16 protein-coding genes and 2 tRNA genes are annotated in these 14,667 nt (G+C 55.7%); 10 read left to right on the plus strand and 8 right to left on the minus strand.

Annotated elements, in window-relative coordinates; all coding sequences use genetic code 11:
* Positions 1-21 precede the first annotated feature (21 nt).
* The gene (gene rutG, locus OK409_RS07685; protein WP_010669797.1) at positions 22-1,350 is read left to right on the plus strand and encodes a pyrimidine utilization transport protein G; all 1,329 of its coding nucleotides are present in this window, start codon (positions 22-24) and stop codon (positions 1,348-1,350) included.
* A 4-nt stretch (positions 1,351-1,354) separates the two neighbouring features.
* Here the strand turns inward: rutG and OK409_RS07690 are convergent, their stop codons facing one another.
* Positions 1,355-2,269: a DMT family transporter gene (locus tag OK409_RS07690; RefSeq protein WP_264366940.1), complete on the minus strand. Its 915-nt coding sequence runs from the start codon at positions 2,267-2,269 to the stop codon at positions 1,355-1,357.
* Between the two features lie 96 nt (positions 2,270-2,365).
* Entirely contained in the window at positions 2,366-2,539 is a 174-nt protein-coding gene (locus OK409_RS07695; RefSeq protein WP_010246636.1) for a general stress protein, read from the minus strand.
* Between the two features lie 300 nt (positions 2,540-2,839).
* On the opposite strand from OK409_RS07695, the gene wrbA reads away from it, so the two are divergent.
* Genes wrbA through OK409_RS07710 form a run of 3 tightly spaced genes read left to right on the plus strand, consistent with a single transcriptional unit; the run spans position 2,840 to position 5,117 of the window.
* On the plus strand, positions 2,840-3,439 hold the full coding sequence (gene wrbA / locus OK409_RS07700) for an NAD(P)H:quinone oxidoreductase (RefSeq protein ID WP_022625914.1): 600 nt from the start codon (positions 2,840-2,842) through the stop codon (positions 3,437-3,439).
* Between the two features lie 20 nt (positions 3,440-3,459).
* Complete coding sequence (locus OK409_RS07705) at positions 3,460-3,690, plus strand: YccJ family protein (RefSeq protein WP_010669794.1); 231 nt, start codon at positions 3,460-3,462, stop codon at positions 3,688-3,690.
* A gap of 53 nt (positions 3,691-3,743) precedes the next feature.
* Positions 3,744-5,117: an NAD-dependent succinate-semialdehyde dehydrogenase gene (locus tag OK409_RS07710; protein WP_033771306.1), complete on the plus strand. Its 1,374-nt coding sequence runs from the start codon at positions 3,744-3,746 to the stop codon at positions 5,115-5,117.
* 65 nt (positions 5,118-5,182) lie between these two features.
* On the opposite strand, the gene agp is transcribed toward OK409_RS07710, so the two are convergent.
* From agp to OK409_RS07725, 3 genes are all read right to left on the minus strand, one after another.
* The gene (gene agp, locus OK409_RS07715; RefSeq protein ID WP_264366941.1) at positions 5,183-6,931 is read right to left on the minus strand and encodes a bifunctional glucose-1-phosphatase/inositol phosphatase; all 1,749 of its coding nucleotides are present in this window, start codon (positions 6,929-6,931) and stop codon (positions 5,183-5,185) included.
* Between the two features lie 271 nt (positions 6,932-7,202).
* Positions 7,203-7,290 (minus strand) — tRNA-Ser (locus tag OK409_RS07720).
* Between the two features lie 67 nt (positions 7,291-7,357).
* A tRNA-Ser gene (locus tag OK409_RS07725) sits at positions 7,358-7,445 on the minus strand.
* Positions 7,446-7,665: 220 nt separating this feature from the next.
* Between OK409_RS07725 and yccA the strand changes: the two genes are divergently transcribed.
* Both yccA and OK409_RS07735 read left to right on the plus strand, forming a co-directional pair.
* A complete protein-coding gene (gene yccA, locus OK409_RS07730; RefSeq protein WP_003850014.1) occupies positions 7,666-8,319 on the plus strand; it encodes an FtsH protease modulator YccA in 654 nt (217 codons plus the stop codon).
* A gap of 104 nt (positions 8,320-8,423) precedes the next feature.
* Complete coding sequence (locus tag OK409_RS07735; protein WP_010669791.1) at positions 8,424-8,750, plus strand: TusE/DsrC/DsvC family sulfur relay protein; 327 nt, start codon at positions 8,424-8,426, stop codon at positions 8,748-8,750.
* On the opposite strand, the gene yccX is transcribed toward OK409_RS07735, so the two are convergent.
* Positions 8,751-9,029, minus strand: coding sequence for an acylphosphatase (yccX, locus tag OK409_RS07740; RefSeq protein ID WP_157351821.1), 279 nt, complete (start codon positions 9,027-9,029; stop codon positions 8,751-8,753). It lies immediately after the preceding gene.
* An 85-nt stretch (positions 9,030-9,114) separates the two neighbouring features.
* Here yccX and rlmI point away from each other — a divergent pair, with 85 nt between their 5' ends.
* On the plus strand, positions 9,115-10,305 hold the full coding sequence (gene rlmI / locus OK409_RS07745; protein WP_022625919.1) for a 23S rRNA (cytosine(1962)-C(5))-methyltransferase RlmI: 1,191 nt from the start codon (positions 9,115-9,117) through the stop codon (positions 10,303-10,305).
* Between the two features lie 59 nt (positions 10,306-10,364).
* Entirely contained in the window at positions 10,365-10,682 is a 318-nt protein-coding gene (hspQ, locus tag OK409_RS07750) for a heat shock protein HspQ (RefSeq protein WP_010246651.1), read from the plus strand.
* A 31-nt stretch (positions 10,683-10,713) separates the two neighbouring features.
* Here hspQ and OK409_RS07755 read toward each other — a convergent pair whose 3' ends face one another.
* Positions 10,714-11,133: a CoA-binding protein gene (locus OK409_RS07755; RefSeq protein ID WP_010669789.1), complete on the minus strand. Its 420-nt coding sequence runs from the start codon at positions 11,131-11,133 to the stop codon at positions 10,714-10,716.
* A 176-nt stretch (positions 11,134-11,309) separates the two neighbouring features.
* On the opposite strand from OK409_RS07755, the gene OK409_RS07760 reads away from it, so the two are divergent.
* Both OK409_RS07760 and mgsA read left to right on the plus strand, forming a co-directional pair.
* Positions 11,310-11,951: a DUF2057 family protein gene (locus OK409_RS07760; protein ID WP_010246655.1), complete on the plus strand. Its 642-nt coding sequence runs from the start codon at positions 11,310-11,312 to the stop codon at positions 11,949-11,951.
* 69 nt (positions 11,952-12,020) lie between these two features.
* Entirely contained in the window at positions 12,021-12,479 is a 459-nt protein-coding gene (mgsA, locus tag OK409_RS07765; protein WP_010246657.1) for a methylglyoxal synthase, read from the plus strand.
* A gap of 1 nt (position 12,480) precedes the next feature.
* Here mgsA and helD read toward each other — a convergent pair whose 3' ends face one another.
* Positions 12,481-14,547 carry a DNA helicase IV gene (gene helD, locus OK409_RS07770; protein WP_264366942.1) on the minus strand — a complete coding sequence of 689 codons (2,067 nt, stop codon included), beginning with the start codon at positions 14,545-14,547 and terminating at the stop codon, positions 12,481-12,483.
* Positions 14,548-14,667: the final 120 nt, after the last annotated feature.

The following is a 14,667-nucleotide window of genomic DNA, read 5'->3' on the forward strand; positions in this document are numbered from 1 at the left end:
CATAACGCTCTGGAGTAGACGATGGCACGATCCTGGTTTCCGCAATGGCAAAAGAAGTCGGCATTAACAGAAAACGGTATTATCGCCCCGGATGAGACCCTGCCTCTGGGGCAGACGCTGGTGCTGGGTTTACAGCATGCGGTAGCGATGTTTGGCGCAACGGTGCTGATGCCCCTGCTGATGGGGCTGGATCCCAATCTGGCCATTCTGGTCTCGGGTATAGGCACGCTGCTGTTCTTCTTTATCACCGGCGGTCGGGTGCCCAGCTATCTTGGGTCGAGCGCTGCCTTTGTCGGCGTGGTCATTGCGGTAACCGGCTTCAGTGGTCAGGGGCTGAATCCCAATCTCAGCGTGGCGCTGGGCGGCGTGATCGCCTGCGGCCTGCTCTACACGCTGATTGGTCTGGTGGTGATGAAGTCCGGCACGCGCTGGATTGAAAATCTGATGCCGCCGGTCGTGACCGGTGCAGTGGTGATGGCTATCGGGCTGAATCTGGCCCCGATTGCGGTTCACAGCGTCTCCGCCTCGTCATTCGACAGCTGGGTTGCGGTGATGACCGTACTCTGCATTGGTCTGGTAGCGGTATTTACCCACGGGATGATTCAGCGACTACTGATTCTGGTCGGCCTGATTCTGGCCTGGGCGATCTATGCACTGCTGACCAACGGTCTGGGGCTGGGTAAGCCGGTCGATTTTACGCTGCTGTCACAGGCTGCCTGGTTTGGTCTGCCGCACACCACTGCACCCACCTTTGATCTGCAGGCGATGGTGCTTATCGCCCCGGTGGCGATCATTCTGGTTGCTGAAAACCTCGGGCATCTGAAAGCGGTGGCGGGTATGACCGGACGCAATCTCGATCCTTACATGGGACGCGCTTTTGTTGGCGATGGCCTGGCCACCATGCTCTCCGGCTCGATCGGCGGCAGTGGCGTCACCACCTATGCCGAAAATATCGGGGTGATGGCGGTGACCAAAGTCTATTCTACGCTGGCATTTGTCGCCGCGGCGGTCATCGCCATCCTCGCCGGTTTCTCGCCGAAGTTTGGTGCGCTGATCCACACTATTCCGGCACCGGTGATTGGCGGCGCATCCATTGTGGTGTTCGGGCTGATTGCGGTAGCGGGTGCCCGCATCTGGGTACAGAACCATGTTGATTTAGGCCAGAACAGTAACCTGATCATGGTGGCGACCACACTGGTGCTCGGTGCCGGTGATTTCGCGCTGAAAATCGGTTCTTTCACGCTGGGGGGTATCGGTACCGCCACCTTTGGCGCGATTATCCTCAATGCGATTCTGCGCCGACGCAGTGCGGCAAAGCAGGACAAGCCACTGGCGCGACAGCAGGGTTAACGACCTACTCCAGCGGTGTGGCAGCAGGCTGCACCGCTTTTTTTCGTTTCAGCCGCAGATCACTGACGATCACCCCGCAGACGATCAGCGCGCCGCCCAGCAACGCCAGCGCAGGCAGGCGCTCACCCGCAATACGCCCCACGACGCCAGCCCAGACTGGTTCCCCGGCATAAATCACCGTAGCGCGGGTCGGCGAAACGCTGCGTTGCGCCCAGTTCATGGTGACCTGAATCAGGGCGCTGGCCGCACCCAGCCCCAGCGCGCTGAGCAGCAGCGGCGTTGAGATGGCAGGCACCGTTTCCCCATTGGGGATCATCAGACCAAAGGCGCACAGCGACGCCACCGCCAGCTGGATCAGGGTCACACGGCGCACATCGACCTTACCGGCATAGCGGCTGATTAAGATGATCTCGGCAGCGATCGCCAGGGTACTGATCAGCGTCGCTATTTCACCCGCATTCAGAGTGATTCGACCATCCTGCGGCCCGGCCACCAGCAGCAGGCCGGTAAACGCCAGTACAATCCCCAGCCACGACATCAATCCCGGCGGACGGCGCAGAAACAGCCATTGCAGCAACGGCACGACAGGGACATAGAGCGCGGTGAGAAAGGCGGACTGACTGCTGGAGATGGTCTGCATTCCCCACGTCTGAAGACCATAGCCCCCGGCGATCGACAGGCCAATCAGCGCACCCGCTTTCACCTCCAGCCAGGTCATGCCTGCCAGATAGCGGCGGAAAAAGAGCGCCAGCAGCAGCGCGGCGGTGGCAAAACGCAGGCCGACAAAGAAAAACGGGCCGGAGTGCTGCATCGCACGATGCACCACCAGAAAGGTGCCGCCCCAGATCATGGTGATGAAAAGTAATACCAGCTCCTGCCGCGTCAGGCGCAGGGTTAAACCGCGGAGTGTGTCCGACATAATTCACCTGATGATGAGTCCGGACAATATTGTGGGGAGAGCGAGGGGGAAAAGCAACGACGTTAACCGCCGGTCTCAACCGGCGGCAGTGTGGGGTTATGCGTCCGGTTTTTTAGGGCTGCTGCGTCCCCCTTTCTCCCCGGCGCGCGCGGCGCGCTGCGGATCGTTTTTAAAATTACCGCCGCTGTTTTTTCCCCCTTTACGTCCCGCTTCTGCGGCACGTTCACGGTTTTCAGCAAAATTTCCAGAACCCCCACGATGTGTTGTCATGATTTGCTCCTGTCGCGTAGTGCGATAATTAAGAATTAAAAACAGAGGGCTGACGGCCCGAAACGCGAGCTCAGCCCATGTTTAAATAATAGCCAGATTATCCTTTCACTCGTCCGCCAGTCACATTTAGCAACAGAGTAATCACCAGAAATTTGGCTAAACAACAAACACTCTGCCGACTTACAACCGATTAGCTGCTGATTTATTGCCCGACTCCTCCGTTCCGGCTTCGGCATCGCCTGCGTAAAACGAAAGCTCTTCTATACTTTTTCTGGACGTCAAAACCATCTGGAGAGATCAATGGCTAAGATTCTGGTGCTCTACTATTCGATGTACGGACATATCGAAACAATGGCGAACGCGGTTGCAGAAGGCGCTCGTCGGGTTCCCGGCGCGGAAGTGGATATCCTGCGGGTACCAGAAACGATGGAGGCCGATCGCTTTGCACAGGTGGGTGGCAAAACCGATCAGCAGGCGGCAGAAGCCACGCCTGAGGTGCTGCCGCACTATGACGCGATTATCGTCGGTACTCCGACCCGCTTCGGCAACATGGCCGGACAGATGCGGACATTCTGGGATCGCACCGGCGGACTCTGGGCGTCAGGCGCGCTGTTTGGCAAGGTTGCCAGCGTCTTTACCTCAACCGGCACCGGCGGCGGTCAGGAACAGACCATCACGTCTGTCTGGACCACCCTGGCGCATCACGGCATGGTGATTGTGCCAATCGGCTACGGAACCAAAGAGTTGTTCGATATTTCACAGGTTCGCGGTGGAACGCCTTATGGAGCCACCACCCTGGCGGGCGGCGATGGTTCGCGTCAGCCTACCGAAGCGGAACTGAATATCGCCCGTTTTCAGGGCGAACATGTTGCCGGACTGACCGTCAAACTGCAGGACTGATTTAATCAAAGGAGAAAAGTATGTCTACTGAACAATCGAAAGCACATCACGTTGGCGAATGGGCAAGTCTGCGTCATACCTCCCCTGAAATTGCCGAGGCCATTTTCGAAGTGGCTAACTACGATGAAAAACTGGCAGAAGAGATCTGGCGTCAGCAAGGCAGTGATGACGTGCTGATTCGCGCCTTTGAAAAAACCGATAAAGATCTCCTGACCTGGGATGACAAGCCCGTAGAACGTAAGAACGTCTGATTCAGGGGCGGGACTTTCCCGCCCTCAATTTTTAGCTCACCAAGGAGTACGCTATGTCTTCCTATCAAAGCATTAATCCCGCAAACAACCAGTTGCTGAAAAGCTGGCCGTCACACGATGAAGCCGCCGTCAGCCATGCCCTCGAAGTGGCCGATCGCCTTTTCCATTCTTCATGGAGCAAAGGTGATATTCAGCCGCGTCTGCAGGTACTGAAAAAACTGGCTGACCTGATTGATAGCCGCGCGGAAGAACTGGCCACCATCGCCAGTAAAGAGATGGGTAAACTGATTGGTCAGAGCCGCGGAGAAGTGAAAATCTGCTCGCAGATTGCCCGCTACTACGCAGAGAATGCGGAACGTATTCTGCAGCCGCAGTCCTATCCCAGCGATCTGGGCGAAGCCTGGGTTGAGTATCACCCGATTGGCGTTTTAGTCGCCGTCGAGCCGTGGAACTTCCCTTACTATCAGCTGATGCGCGTGCTGGCACCTAACCTGGCGCTGGGTAACCCGGTGCTGGCAAAACATGCCAATATCGTGCCGCACTGTGCCGATGTCTTTGAGAAGCTGGTTCGTGAAGCGGGTGCACCTGAAGGGGCCTGGACTAACCTGTTCATCTCCACCGATCAGGTCGCCGATCTGATTGCTGACGACCGGGTGCAGGGTGTCGCCCTGACCGGATCTGAGCGCGCGGGCAGCGCCGTGGCTGAGCAGGCCGGTAAGCATCTTAAGAAATCGACGCTGGAGCTGGGTGGCAATGACGTGTTTGTGGTGCTGGATGATGCCGATCTCGACGAAGCGGTACGTCAGGGTGTGCAGGCTCGCCTCAGCAACTGCGGCCAGGTCTGTACCGCCGCAAAACGTTTTATTCTGCATGAGAAGATTGCCGATCGCTTTATCAGCCAGTTCAGCGCCGCGCTGAGTTCTGCCACGCTGGGCGATCCGCTGGATGAAAAGACCACGCTTGGCCCGCTCTCCTCCGCTGACGCGCGTGATCGCCTGGTGAAACAGGTAGACGAAGCCGTCGCCAATGGCGCAAAACTGGTTACAGGCGGCAAAGCCGTCGAAGGTGCAGGTTGCTATTATCAGCCAACCATTCTCACTGGCATTACCCCGGATAATCCCGCCTATTATCAGGAGTTCTTCGGTCCGGTCGCGCAGGTTTATGTCATAGGTGACGATCAGGCGGCTGTGGCGCTGGCGAACGACTCTCACTATGGTCTTGGCGGCTCGGTCTGGACACGCGATATTGCACGGGGTCGTAAACTGGCCTCTGCCATTGAAACCGGCATGGTGTTTATCAACTCTCAGAGCGACACCTCAGCGGAACTGCCCTTTGGTGGCGTGAAACGTTCAGGTTATGGCCGTGAGTTGTCTGATCTGGGTATCAAAGAGTTTGCTAACCAGAAACTGGTGGTCGTGGCGGGTTAATCGCCTTGCAGCCATAAAAAAACCCCGTCTTGACGGGGTTTTTTATTATCAGCCGGATAGCGCGATTACTGTGTTGCCACAGCTGCTGACTTTGAGTCGTCGTTGTGCGCTGTTGCAGGCGTGTTCGAGGCGTTAGCCTGGTCAGCCGCACCTTTATCGGCACTGGCTGATTTCGCTGCCGCGTTGTCCGCTTTCGCTTTCTCAGCGGCGGCTTTATCCACTGCTGCCTTGTCTGCTTTTGCCTTCTCAGCGGCGGCTTTATCCGCTGCTGCCTTGTCCGCTTTTGCCTTCTCAGCCGCAGCTTTATCCGCTGCTGCCTTGTCCGCTTTTGCCTTCTCAGCCGCAGCTTTATCGGCTGCTGCCTTGTCCGCTTTTGCTTTTTCAGCGGCGGCTTTATCCGCTTCAGACTTCTCAGCGGCAGCTTTATCGGCGTCAGCCTTCTCTTTCGCCGCGGTCGCTTTATCCGCTTCAGCCTTATCAGCAGCAGCGTCATTGGTCGCTGCTGCTTTCGCACTGTCGTCGTCAGACTGGGCTGCCGGTTGTGGTGCCGCCGCTGGCTGCATTGGCGTGCCCTGCAACGCAGCATTCAGCACCTGAGAGAACTGATCCCAGCTGCAATAGCCGTTTGCATCGGTCTCACAACCCGCCAGCTGCAGCGTAACGCGCTTCGGTGGGTTCTTCAGGCTCAGCACGTCTGCGTTGCGCAACTGATCGGCGCTCTGATAGACATACTCAACTTTGAGCAGGTCTTTATCATTTTTGGCATCATGCCAGCGTTCGAAAACAACCTGACCGCCAATCGGCGTTTTTTCGAAGGTATCAGGCAGTTCATAAGGCTTGACCTGCAACGCGCTCAGCAGCGAGGCGATGTTTGAGTCATGGCCTACCATCAGCGTAATTTTTGGCGCGTTGGCTTTGTCCTGGTCCACTAACTGACTGCGGATGTAGTCCACCAGCGGTGCCGCCACTTCACGGGAAATGTCCGGGCTGGTAAACAGCGCATCCTGGTAACCATTTTTAATCGCTGACAGCTCTTTCCACTGCTCAGGCGTTTTGATCTGGCCCCAAGCAACCTGATCCAGCGGGAAACCTTCGTAATATTGCAGCGTGAACGCATCCATCAGGGAATTCCCCGTTTTCAGCGGGCCACTGACATTCGGTTCTTTACCATTTTCAGCGCTGAAGGTGTTCTGACCACTGCTGAGATCGCACTGCTTTTTATTGTTGCAGGCCGGCGATGCTTTGTAGTCGACAATCTTTTCCAGGCGCTGGAAGGCAGGCTTCAGCGACAGTTTTTCATTTGCAGCGGCCATCTCAGCCAGCGCTTTCTTATTGAATGCTTCACTGCCATCTGTGATAACCGGATTGAAGATAGGATCCATGGAACCCATTTCATCCTGATGAGAGACCGCGACGTCACAGCCCGGGAAGGCGCCATTAACAAAGAACTGGGCGGTGGCCACAGTGCGCTGCAGGCTGTTGGCGTAAACAAAGACGTTATTGCTGTCAGGACAGCTGCCGTTCTTTACCAGGCCCTGCTGTGCCAGCCACTGACGGGTGTAGTTACCCATGTAGACTTCCAGCACACCACCTTTCGTGGTCAGCTGTCCGCCGGGAACATCCCACTGCGGCCAGCTCTTTTTGGTCGACTGCGCCAGCACGCTGCCATTATCAGCCAGCGGTGCACGCAGATTGTGACGACTTAACATCAGCACCTGTTGCAGCTGCATATCACCCTCAGCAGCAAATGCTACCGTTCCGACCGGCAATGCAGCGAGCACTGACAATGCGCAAAGACTCAGTTTCTTGATCATTGTGCCTATTCCATTCATTCAGTAAAGAAACACTCTGGCTATCAACCCATTAGCTCGCCTCAGAGCGATGTAATCAACAGTGTAACTCAGCTCGCCTCAGAAAAGCGCCAGATGTTTGCAAAAACGGTGAGTGGACTATAGCAGAGATGCACCGGAGAGATGAATGCGCAGCCACGCGTCACAGAGAGTGGCATGCTTTTTTCAGACAGGAAGAAGTTACAGAGAGAGCAGAAACGAAACAGGCCAGCACTGCGTGCTGGCCTGTAAAATGTGGCGGAGGAGGAGAGATTCGAACTCTCGGATGGTTTCCCATCGGCGGTTTTCAAGACCGCTGCCTTAAGCCGCTCGGCCACCCCTCCGTTTTGAAACTGTACTGCATTGGCAAAACATCTATTTTTGCCGCTTTATCGCCCAGGGCAGATAAAGTGGCGGAGGAGGAGAGATTCGAACTCTCGGATGGTTTCCCATCGGCGGTTTTCAAGACCGCTGCCTTAAGCCGCTCGGCCACCCCTCCGCAATGACGCGCACTATAAACACCCCGTTTAGGGATGTAAAGCACCTATCTGTCTATTCGCCTGAAAAACAGCCAGATTGTGATTTTTCGGTGTCAAAATCGCCACTCTGCTCAAACAATTAGCAGTTTAGCGCGTAAAGAAGGGTAAAACGCCTTTTCCCTCTTTAATGGCCTGCGTATTCTCGGCACATATTTGGTGTTCTGCTTAAAGGAGCGCAACATGGAAAGAATTGTCACCTCATCGCAGTCCTCACTGCTGTCTACGCACAGAGTTCTGCGCAATACCTATTTTCTTCTCGGACTGACCCTGGCCTTCTCGGCCGTTACGGCTACCGCCAGCACCCTGCTGGCCCTGCCTGCGCCGGGTTTAATCCTGATGCTGGTTGGCTTCTATGGCTTAATGTTTTTAACCTACCGTCTGGCTAACAGCCCGATGGGCATCCTGGCCGCTTTTGCCTTTACCGGCTTCCTGGGTTATTGCCTGGGGCCTATCCTGAGCTCATTCTTAACCGCAGGCATGGGTGACGTGATAGCGCTGGCGCTGGGCGGCACGGCGCTGGTGTTCTTCTGCTGTTCGGCCTACGTGCTGACCACCCGTCGTGATATGTCCTTCCTCGGCGGCATGATGATGGCAGGTTTCGTTGTGTTGCTGGTTGCTGTGGTAGCCAACATCTTCCTGCAGCTGCCTGCATTGCATCTGGCCATCAGCGCCCTGTTCATTCTGTTTTCAGCCGGTGCGATTTTGTGGGAAACCAGCAACATCATTCACGGTGGCGAAACCAACTACATCCGGGCGACGGTCAGCCTCTATGTTTCGCTCTATAACATCTTTGTCAGCCTGCTGAGCCTGCTGGGGTTTGCCCGCAGTAACTAATCCGCAGTGACAGTAGCCTGTAAAACCCCGCTTCGGCGGGGTTTTTGCTTTTACTGCCCGCCAGGTTTGATAAACTGCGCCGTCATTTACTAAGAGGATGTCACGTGAATTTTAACGGTAACGAAATCGCCGTCGATGCCGAAGGCTATCTGAAGCATCCCGGCGACTGGAGTGAAGCACTGGCTGTCCACATCGCTGAGCAGGAAGGCCTGACCCTGACCGAAGCACACTGGGAAGTGGTCCATTTTGTGCGCGCCTTTTATCTGGAATATAACACCTCCCCTGCCGTGCGAATGCTGGTGAAGGCGATGGCGCAGAAATATGGGGAAGAGAAAGGCAATAGCCGCTATCTGTTTCGCCTGTTCCCTGAAGGGCCGGCTAAACAGGCGACGAAAATCGCCGGCCTGCCTAAACCGGCGAAATGTCTGTAATTAACCGGTCGTAAAATCGCGGGGCGGCTCTGCGGGCTGGTGCGGCTCCACCAGCACCTTTTCAACGCGCGCGCTGCGTGGCCCGCCCGCTTTAAGCCAGGCGATCAGCGCATCGACCTGCTCCGCCTCACCCCAGGCCAGCACCTCGACACTGCCGTCATCCAGATTTCGCGCATAGCCCAGTACGCCCAGCATCCTGGCTTCTGCCTGAGTACTGTAACGAAACCCGACGCCCTGGACGCGGCCATGAACCCATGCTTTAAAACAGGCTGCTGACATTATTCTCTCCTGCTGCTGTTCGTTGCAATTTCCCGTTATCCACCGGACAATGGCGCCTCATTTTTTCAGGTAAGCATAGCAAACTATGACAGTCAGATTGATTCTCGCAAAGGGACGTGAAAAGTCCCTGCTCCGTCGCCATCCATGGGTCTTTTCAGGTGCCGTTGCGCGTCTGGAAGGTAAAGCGCAACTGGGTGAAACCATTGACGTTTGTGACAGCAACGGTAAATGGCTGGCTCGCGCCGCTTATTCACCCGAGTCGCAGATCCGCGCCCGCGTCTGGAGCTGGCAGGCCGATGAATCCATCGATATCGCCTTCTTTGTCCGCCGTTTTGAACAGGCACAGCAGTGGCGCGAATGGCTGGCGGCCCGCGATGGTCTGGACAGCTATCGCCTGATCGCCGGTGAATCTGATGGTTTACCGGGCGTCACCATTGACCGCTTTGGCAACTTTTTAGTGATGCAGCTGCTCTCAGCAGGCGCAGAATATCAGCGTGCAGCGATCATCACCGCCCTGCAGCACTGTTTCCCTGGCTGCGCCATCTATGACCGTTCTGACGTCGCCGTTCGTAAGAAAGAGGGGCTGGCGCTGACGCAGGGCACCGTTACCGGTGAACTGCCGCCGCCGCTGCTGCCGATTACCGAACATGGCATGAAGCTGCTGGTGGATATCCAGGGCGGTCACAAAACCGGCTATTACCTTGATCAGCGTGATAGCCGTCTCGCCACGCGTCGTTACGCGCAGGATGCCCGCGTCCTTAACTGCTTCTCTTACACCGGTGGATTCGCGGTTTCTGCGCTGATGGGTGGCTGTAAAGAAGTGATCAGCGTGGATACTTCACAGGAGGCGCTGGACGTTGCCCGTCAGAACGTTGAACTCAATGAGCTGGATCTCTCACGCGCGCAATTTGAGCGTGATGATGTTTTCAAACTGCTGCGCCGTTACCGGGACAGTGGCGAGAAATTTGATCTGATTATTATGGATCCGCCAAAGTTCGTTGAAAACAAAAGCCAGTTGATGGGCGCCTGTCGCGGCTATAAAGACATCAATATGCTTGCCATTCAGTTACTGAATCCGGGCGGCGTATTAATGACCTTCTCCTGCTCCGGTCTGATGGCCACCGATCTGTTCCAGAAGATCATCGCTGATGCCGCGCTGGATGCGGGCCGTGAAGTACAGTTTATCGAACAGTTCCGCCAGGCCGCGGATCATCCGGTGATCGCCAGCTATCCGGAAGGTCTCTACCTGAAAGGTTTCGCCTGCCGCGTAATGTGACTTGAAAAAACGGCTCCTGCCCCCATATTGGTAAGAGAGCTTTTTTTTGGGAGGTCACAATGATTGCCAGTAAATTTGGTATTGGTCAGCAGGTTCGTCATCGTTTGTCCGGCGTACTGGGCGTTATCGTCGATGTCGATCCTGAATACTCGTTAGATGAGCCTAAAATTGAAGATGTTGGCGCGGAAGAGAAAATGCGCACCGCGCCCTGGTATCATGTGGTGATGGAAGATGAGGAAGGCGATCAGGTACATACCTATGTTGCTGAGATTCAGCTTTCCGGCGAAACCAGCATTGAACACCCTGAGCAGCCTTCAATGGATGAGCTGGCAGCATCGGTACGTCAGCAATTACAGGCACCTCATCTGCGACATTAATCTGTGGCGGCACGCTCTGCCGCCACACTCATCATTTCTGACGCGTTATTCCCAGACGCGGAATTTCAATCTTCGGGCAGCGATCCATAATCACCGTCATGCCCGCATCCTGTGCCAGTACCGCCGCCTGCTCATTAATCACACCCAGCTGCAGCCATAATGTTTTTGCCCCCACGGCGATAGCCTCCTGCGCCACGCCCCACGCGGCTTCAGAATTGCGAAAGACATCCACCATATCAATCTTGCCCGGTACATCCGCCAGGCTGGCATACCCCTGCTGCCCCAGCAGCGTTTTCCCTGCCAGTTTCGGGCTGACCGGGATCACCTCATATCCCTGGTCGAGCAGATATTTCATCACACCGTAACTGGGACGTTCGGGGCGATCGCTTGCTCCGACTAAGGCGATACGTTGGGTGCGCGTCAGCACCTCACGAATTGTCTGATCGTTCATGTTTAACTCCTTTCAGGCCAGTGTTGAGTGTAGATTGGCGTGCCCTTTAGCGGGTAAGTCCTCAGCGAAATTAATTGAACCCGCGCACGAATAAATATGTTTAAATGTAAATTAACTGCCATAATGTAAGAATTTGCTACACACCATCCTTTGTGTCTTCAGTTACCGGAGTTGAAATGAAGCTGTCGCTGGCTGTAACGGGGTTAATTACCCTCCTCGTTTCGGCGTCCTGTTCTGCCATCACATTAAAGCTCGATCCTCAGATCGATTTGCTGGTGCTGGATGGTCGAAAAATTTCAGGCTCCCTCCTCAAAGGCGCAGACAGCCTGGAGCTGGACCGCGGTCAGCATCAGTTTCTGTTTCGGGTAGAGCAGCAGCGCAAAGGTCAGAATGAGAACGTCATCGCTTATCAGTCGGTACCGATGATCGTCACGTTCACCGCGGTTGCCAAAACCATTACCATTCAGTTGCCTGCGCTGGAGACAAAACGCGAGCGTTATCATTTTGACCGCAGCCTGAACTTTCAGCTGGTGGATGAAAAAGGCATGGAGATTACCAGCGTGCGCGACCACCTGCCGGTCACTACATCCGCAGATATGGAAAAAGCGATGCTGAATTATAATCGCACCCGCCAGATTGCCTCTGTGCCGCGGTTTGCAAATACCCCTTCTGCAACGCCCTCTTCCGTCCGGCTTACCGCCGATCTGGACTGGACTACTCAGGCCGAACTGCCCTCGCTGCACCGCTGGTTTCACCGCTTCGATGAAGCCACGCGTCAGCAGCTTCTGACGCTGGTCAAAATGCTACGTACGAGTTGATAGAGTCGAAAGGCCAGAGGTACACTCATGCTCTCTCTTCTTGCGCATGGGCCTTACCAGGACGCCTTTATGGAACAGACTGTTCGTACCCTCGGCACCACAAAACATATCGCGCTGGTCGCCCACGACCACTGCAAAGCTGCCCTGCTTGACTGGGTGAAACAAAACCAGCCCGCGCTGGAATCGCACATCCTCTATGCTACCGGCACTACCGGGAATCTGATCAATCGCGATACGGGCCTGAATGTGACAGCCATGCTGAGCGGCCCGATGGGCGGCGATCAGCAGGTGGGTGCGCTGATTTCGGAAGGAAAGATCGATGCACTGATTTTTTTCTGGGATCCACTCAACGCAGTGCCGCACGATCCGGATGTCAAAGCGCTGCTGCGTCTGGCTACCGTATGGAATATCCCGGTAGCCACTAACCGCTCCACGGCTGACTTTATCATTCAGTCGCCACTGTTTGCGCAAAGTGTAGAGATTATGATCCCCGACTATCAGCGCTATCTGGCCGATCGTCTGAAGTAACTCAGGCTTTACGCAGCACCGGCACACCCAGCTCGCGGAAGTGATCGACAAACGGTGACGGCGCTGCCTTATCGAACATCAGAAAAACCTGCTGACGCGCGCGCGTCAGTGCCACATAGGCCAGACGGCGCTCTTCTGCATCAGGGAACGCTTCTGGCTGCGGTAATAAGCCCTGTTCAATAATCGATTCGCGCGCCTCTGCCGGGAAGCCCTCTTTACCCTGCTGTAATCCCAGCAAAATGACGTAATCCGCCTGCTGACCTTTGCTGGCATGAATCGTCATAAATTCCAGATTGAGCTTTGGCCAGCGGGTTCTGGCTTTATCCAGTAAATCCGGCCGCAGATAGTGATAACGCGCCAGCAGCAGAATTCGCTCATCAGGCTTCGCGTAACCGCTGAGTTTGTTCAGCAAGGCTTCCAGCTGATCCTGCGCCAGCAGCGAAATCGACTTTTTATTGCCTTTGGTGACGCTGTTCAGCGGTTTTGCCAGCTGCTGCGGGTTCTGTTGTATAAACCGGTTGGCAATGTCGCCAATGCGGTCGTTGAAACGGTAGGTTGTGTCCAGTACGCAGCGGTCTCCTTCACCAAAATAGTGATGGAATGCCGTCGTCAGCGTCATCTCCGCCCCACTAAATCGGTAGATAGCCTGCCAGTCATCGCCAACAGCAAACAGTGCAGTACGCTTATTCTGCTGGCGTAATGCGCTCAGCAACGCGGCACGCTGAGGCGAGATATCCTGGAATTCATCTACCAGAATGTGTTTCCACGGACTGATAAACCGTCCTTTTTCCAGAATGGCAATCGCCTGGTGAATCAGACCCGAAAAATCGACCGCGCCCTCCTCTTTTAATGCGCTCTTCCACGCTTTCATCAACGGTGCCATCAGTTTGATGCGCTTACTGAAGAGATCCCGGATCTCTTCAGGTACGTCGGCGATCATCGCTGCCTGCGCACCGCCATGCATGCGCATCAGACCAAGCCAGCGCTCCAGCCGTGACGCCAGCCGGTTTGCCAGCCGGTTTGCCAGCCGGTCGTCCTCCCAGAATGGCCCCTCGGGTAACTCCCACTCCAGTTCATCACGCAGCCACTGACGCCAGCCGTTTGCCTGCGCCTTCTTCTCATGGCACTGCTGCCGCCACTGCTGGATCAGCAGCGTGCGACGCGCATCGGCATCGCTCTCAAGTTTGCTGATAACCGGCTGCTTATTACTGCCTTCACGAATAATATGCAGCGCCAGAGAATGGAAGGTCCGCGCCTGGATGTCAGCGGCGGAGAGCCGCGACTGGATACGTGCGTTCATCTCTTCAGCCGCCTGGCGGCCAAATGCCAGTAACAGGATTTGATCGGCGCTGGCCAGCTTGCGCTGCATTAACCAGCCTGCGCGGGCCACCAGCACCGAGGTTTTACCGCTGCCCGCGCCTGCCAGCACCAGCAGAGAATTCTCGCCATTAACCACCGCCTCACATTGCGACTGATTGAGTGGCGTGCTCTCGACGCTTGCAAAGAAATCCTGATAGCGGGTGAGCATGGCTGCCGTCCAGTCACGGTTTCGCTGCCGCAACGCCGTTTCGCCCTGCTCCAGCCAGCGCTGACAGAATTGCCAGTTGTCCCGGCAGTCAGCAAAATCTTTTAATCGTGAGAGCGGCATCGGCAACGCATCGAACTGTTTGAGGATGTTGGTTTTCAGCGCCTGCAACTCGTGGCGGTTCAGCCAGCGATCCTGTGCGCCAAACGCCTCGATTTCGTCGCGTAGCGCCTGCAGCACCTCGCGGCACACTGCGCTCATCTCCAGACTCCAGCTCTGCCAGGCCTGCAGCAGATAGTGGTGAAAGCGCTGCGTTTCCTGCCATTCCGTGCCATGCAGGCGGACCACTTTTTCATCGGCCAGCAAAAACTCCAGCTCGCCCCACACCAGCCCGCGCTTGCAGGCGATATCCAGTAACTGGTTAAAGGGGATCAGATACTCATGCTTATCGCCGCTGACTTCGACGCCTGCCGCCATCAAACGGACACGATTATAAGGATGCTGGGCAAGCCGTTTGCCCATCGAGGTTGCTTTCAGTTCCACGCCGACACCAACGTCAGAGAATAGGATTAGGGGGAGTTTACCTGTCAGACCCTTAGCGCTCCAGCCTTAAAACAGGCTAAACTTGGCGTCACATCTTGCGGAATGCAAAAGGAAAAGAAG

The sequence above is a fragment of the Pantoea sp. RG18 genome, from assembly GCF_025910075.1.
In the GTDB taxonomy this organism is placed as follows: domain Bacteria; phylum Pseudomonadota; class Gammaproteobacteria; order Enterobacterales; family Enterobacteriaceae; genus Pantoea; species Pantoea agglomerans.

Coding starts and splice junctions, on each gene's coding strand:
- hspQ (WP_010246651.1), top strand. CDS start 10,365: ATGATTGCCAGTAAATTTGGTATTGGTCAGCAGGTTCGTCATCGTTTG.
- yccA (WP_003850014.1), top strand. CDS start 7,666: ATGGAAAGAATTGTCACCTCATCGCAGTCCTCACTGCTGTCTACGCAC.
- OK409_RS07755 (WP_010669789.1), bottom strand. CDS start 11,133: ATGAACGATCAGACAATTCGTGAGGTGCTGACGCGCACCCAACGTATC.
- rutG (WP_010669797.1), top strand. CDS start 22: ATGGCACGATCCTGGTTTCCGCAATGGCAAAAGAAGTCGGCATTAACA.
- OK409_RS07690 (WP_264366940.1), bottom strand. CDS start 2,269: ATGTCGGACACACTCCGCGGTTTAACCCTGCGCCTGACGCGGCAGGAG.
- wrbA (WP_022625914.1), top strand. CDS start 2,840: ATGGCTAAGATTCTGGTGCTCTACTATTCGATGTACGGACATATCGAA.
- rlmI (WP_022625919.1), top strand. CDS start 9,115: ATGACAGTCAGATTGATTCTCGCAAAGGGACGTGAAAAGTCCCTGCTC.
- OK409_RS07710 (WP_033771306.1), top strand. CDS start 3,744: ATGTCTTCCTATCAAAGCATTAATCCCGCAAACAACCAGTTGCTGAAA.
- mgsA (WP_010246657.1), top strand. CDS start 12,021: ATGGAACAGACTGTTCGTACCCTCGGCACCACAAAACATATCGCGCTG.
- yccX (WP_157351821.1), bottom strand. CDS start 9,029: ATGTCAGCAGCCTGTTTTAAAGCATGGGTTCATGGCCGCGTCCAGGGC.
- agp (WP_264366941.1), bottom strand. CDS start 6,931: ATGATCAAGAAACTGAGTCTTTGCGCATTGTCAGTGCTCGCTGCATTG.
- OK409_RS07705 (WP_010669794.1), top strand. CDS start 3,460: ATGTCTACTGAACAATCGAAAGCACATCACGTTGGCGAATGGGCAAGT.
- OK409_RS07695 (WP_010246636.1), bottom strand. CDS start 2,539: ATGACAACACATCGTGGGGGTTCTGGAAATTTTGCTGAAAACCGTGAA.
- OK409_RS07760 (WP_010246655.1), top strand. CDS start 11,310: ATGAAGCTGTCGCTGGCTGTAACGGGGTTAATTACCCTCCTCGTTTCG.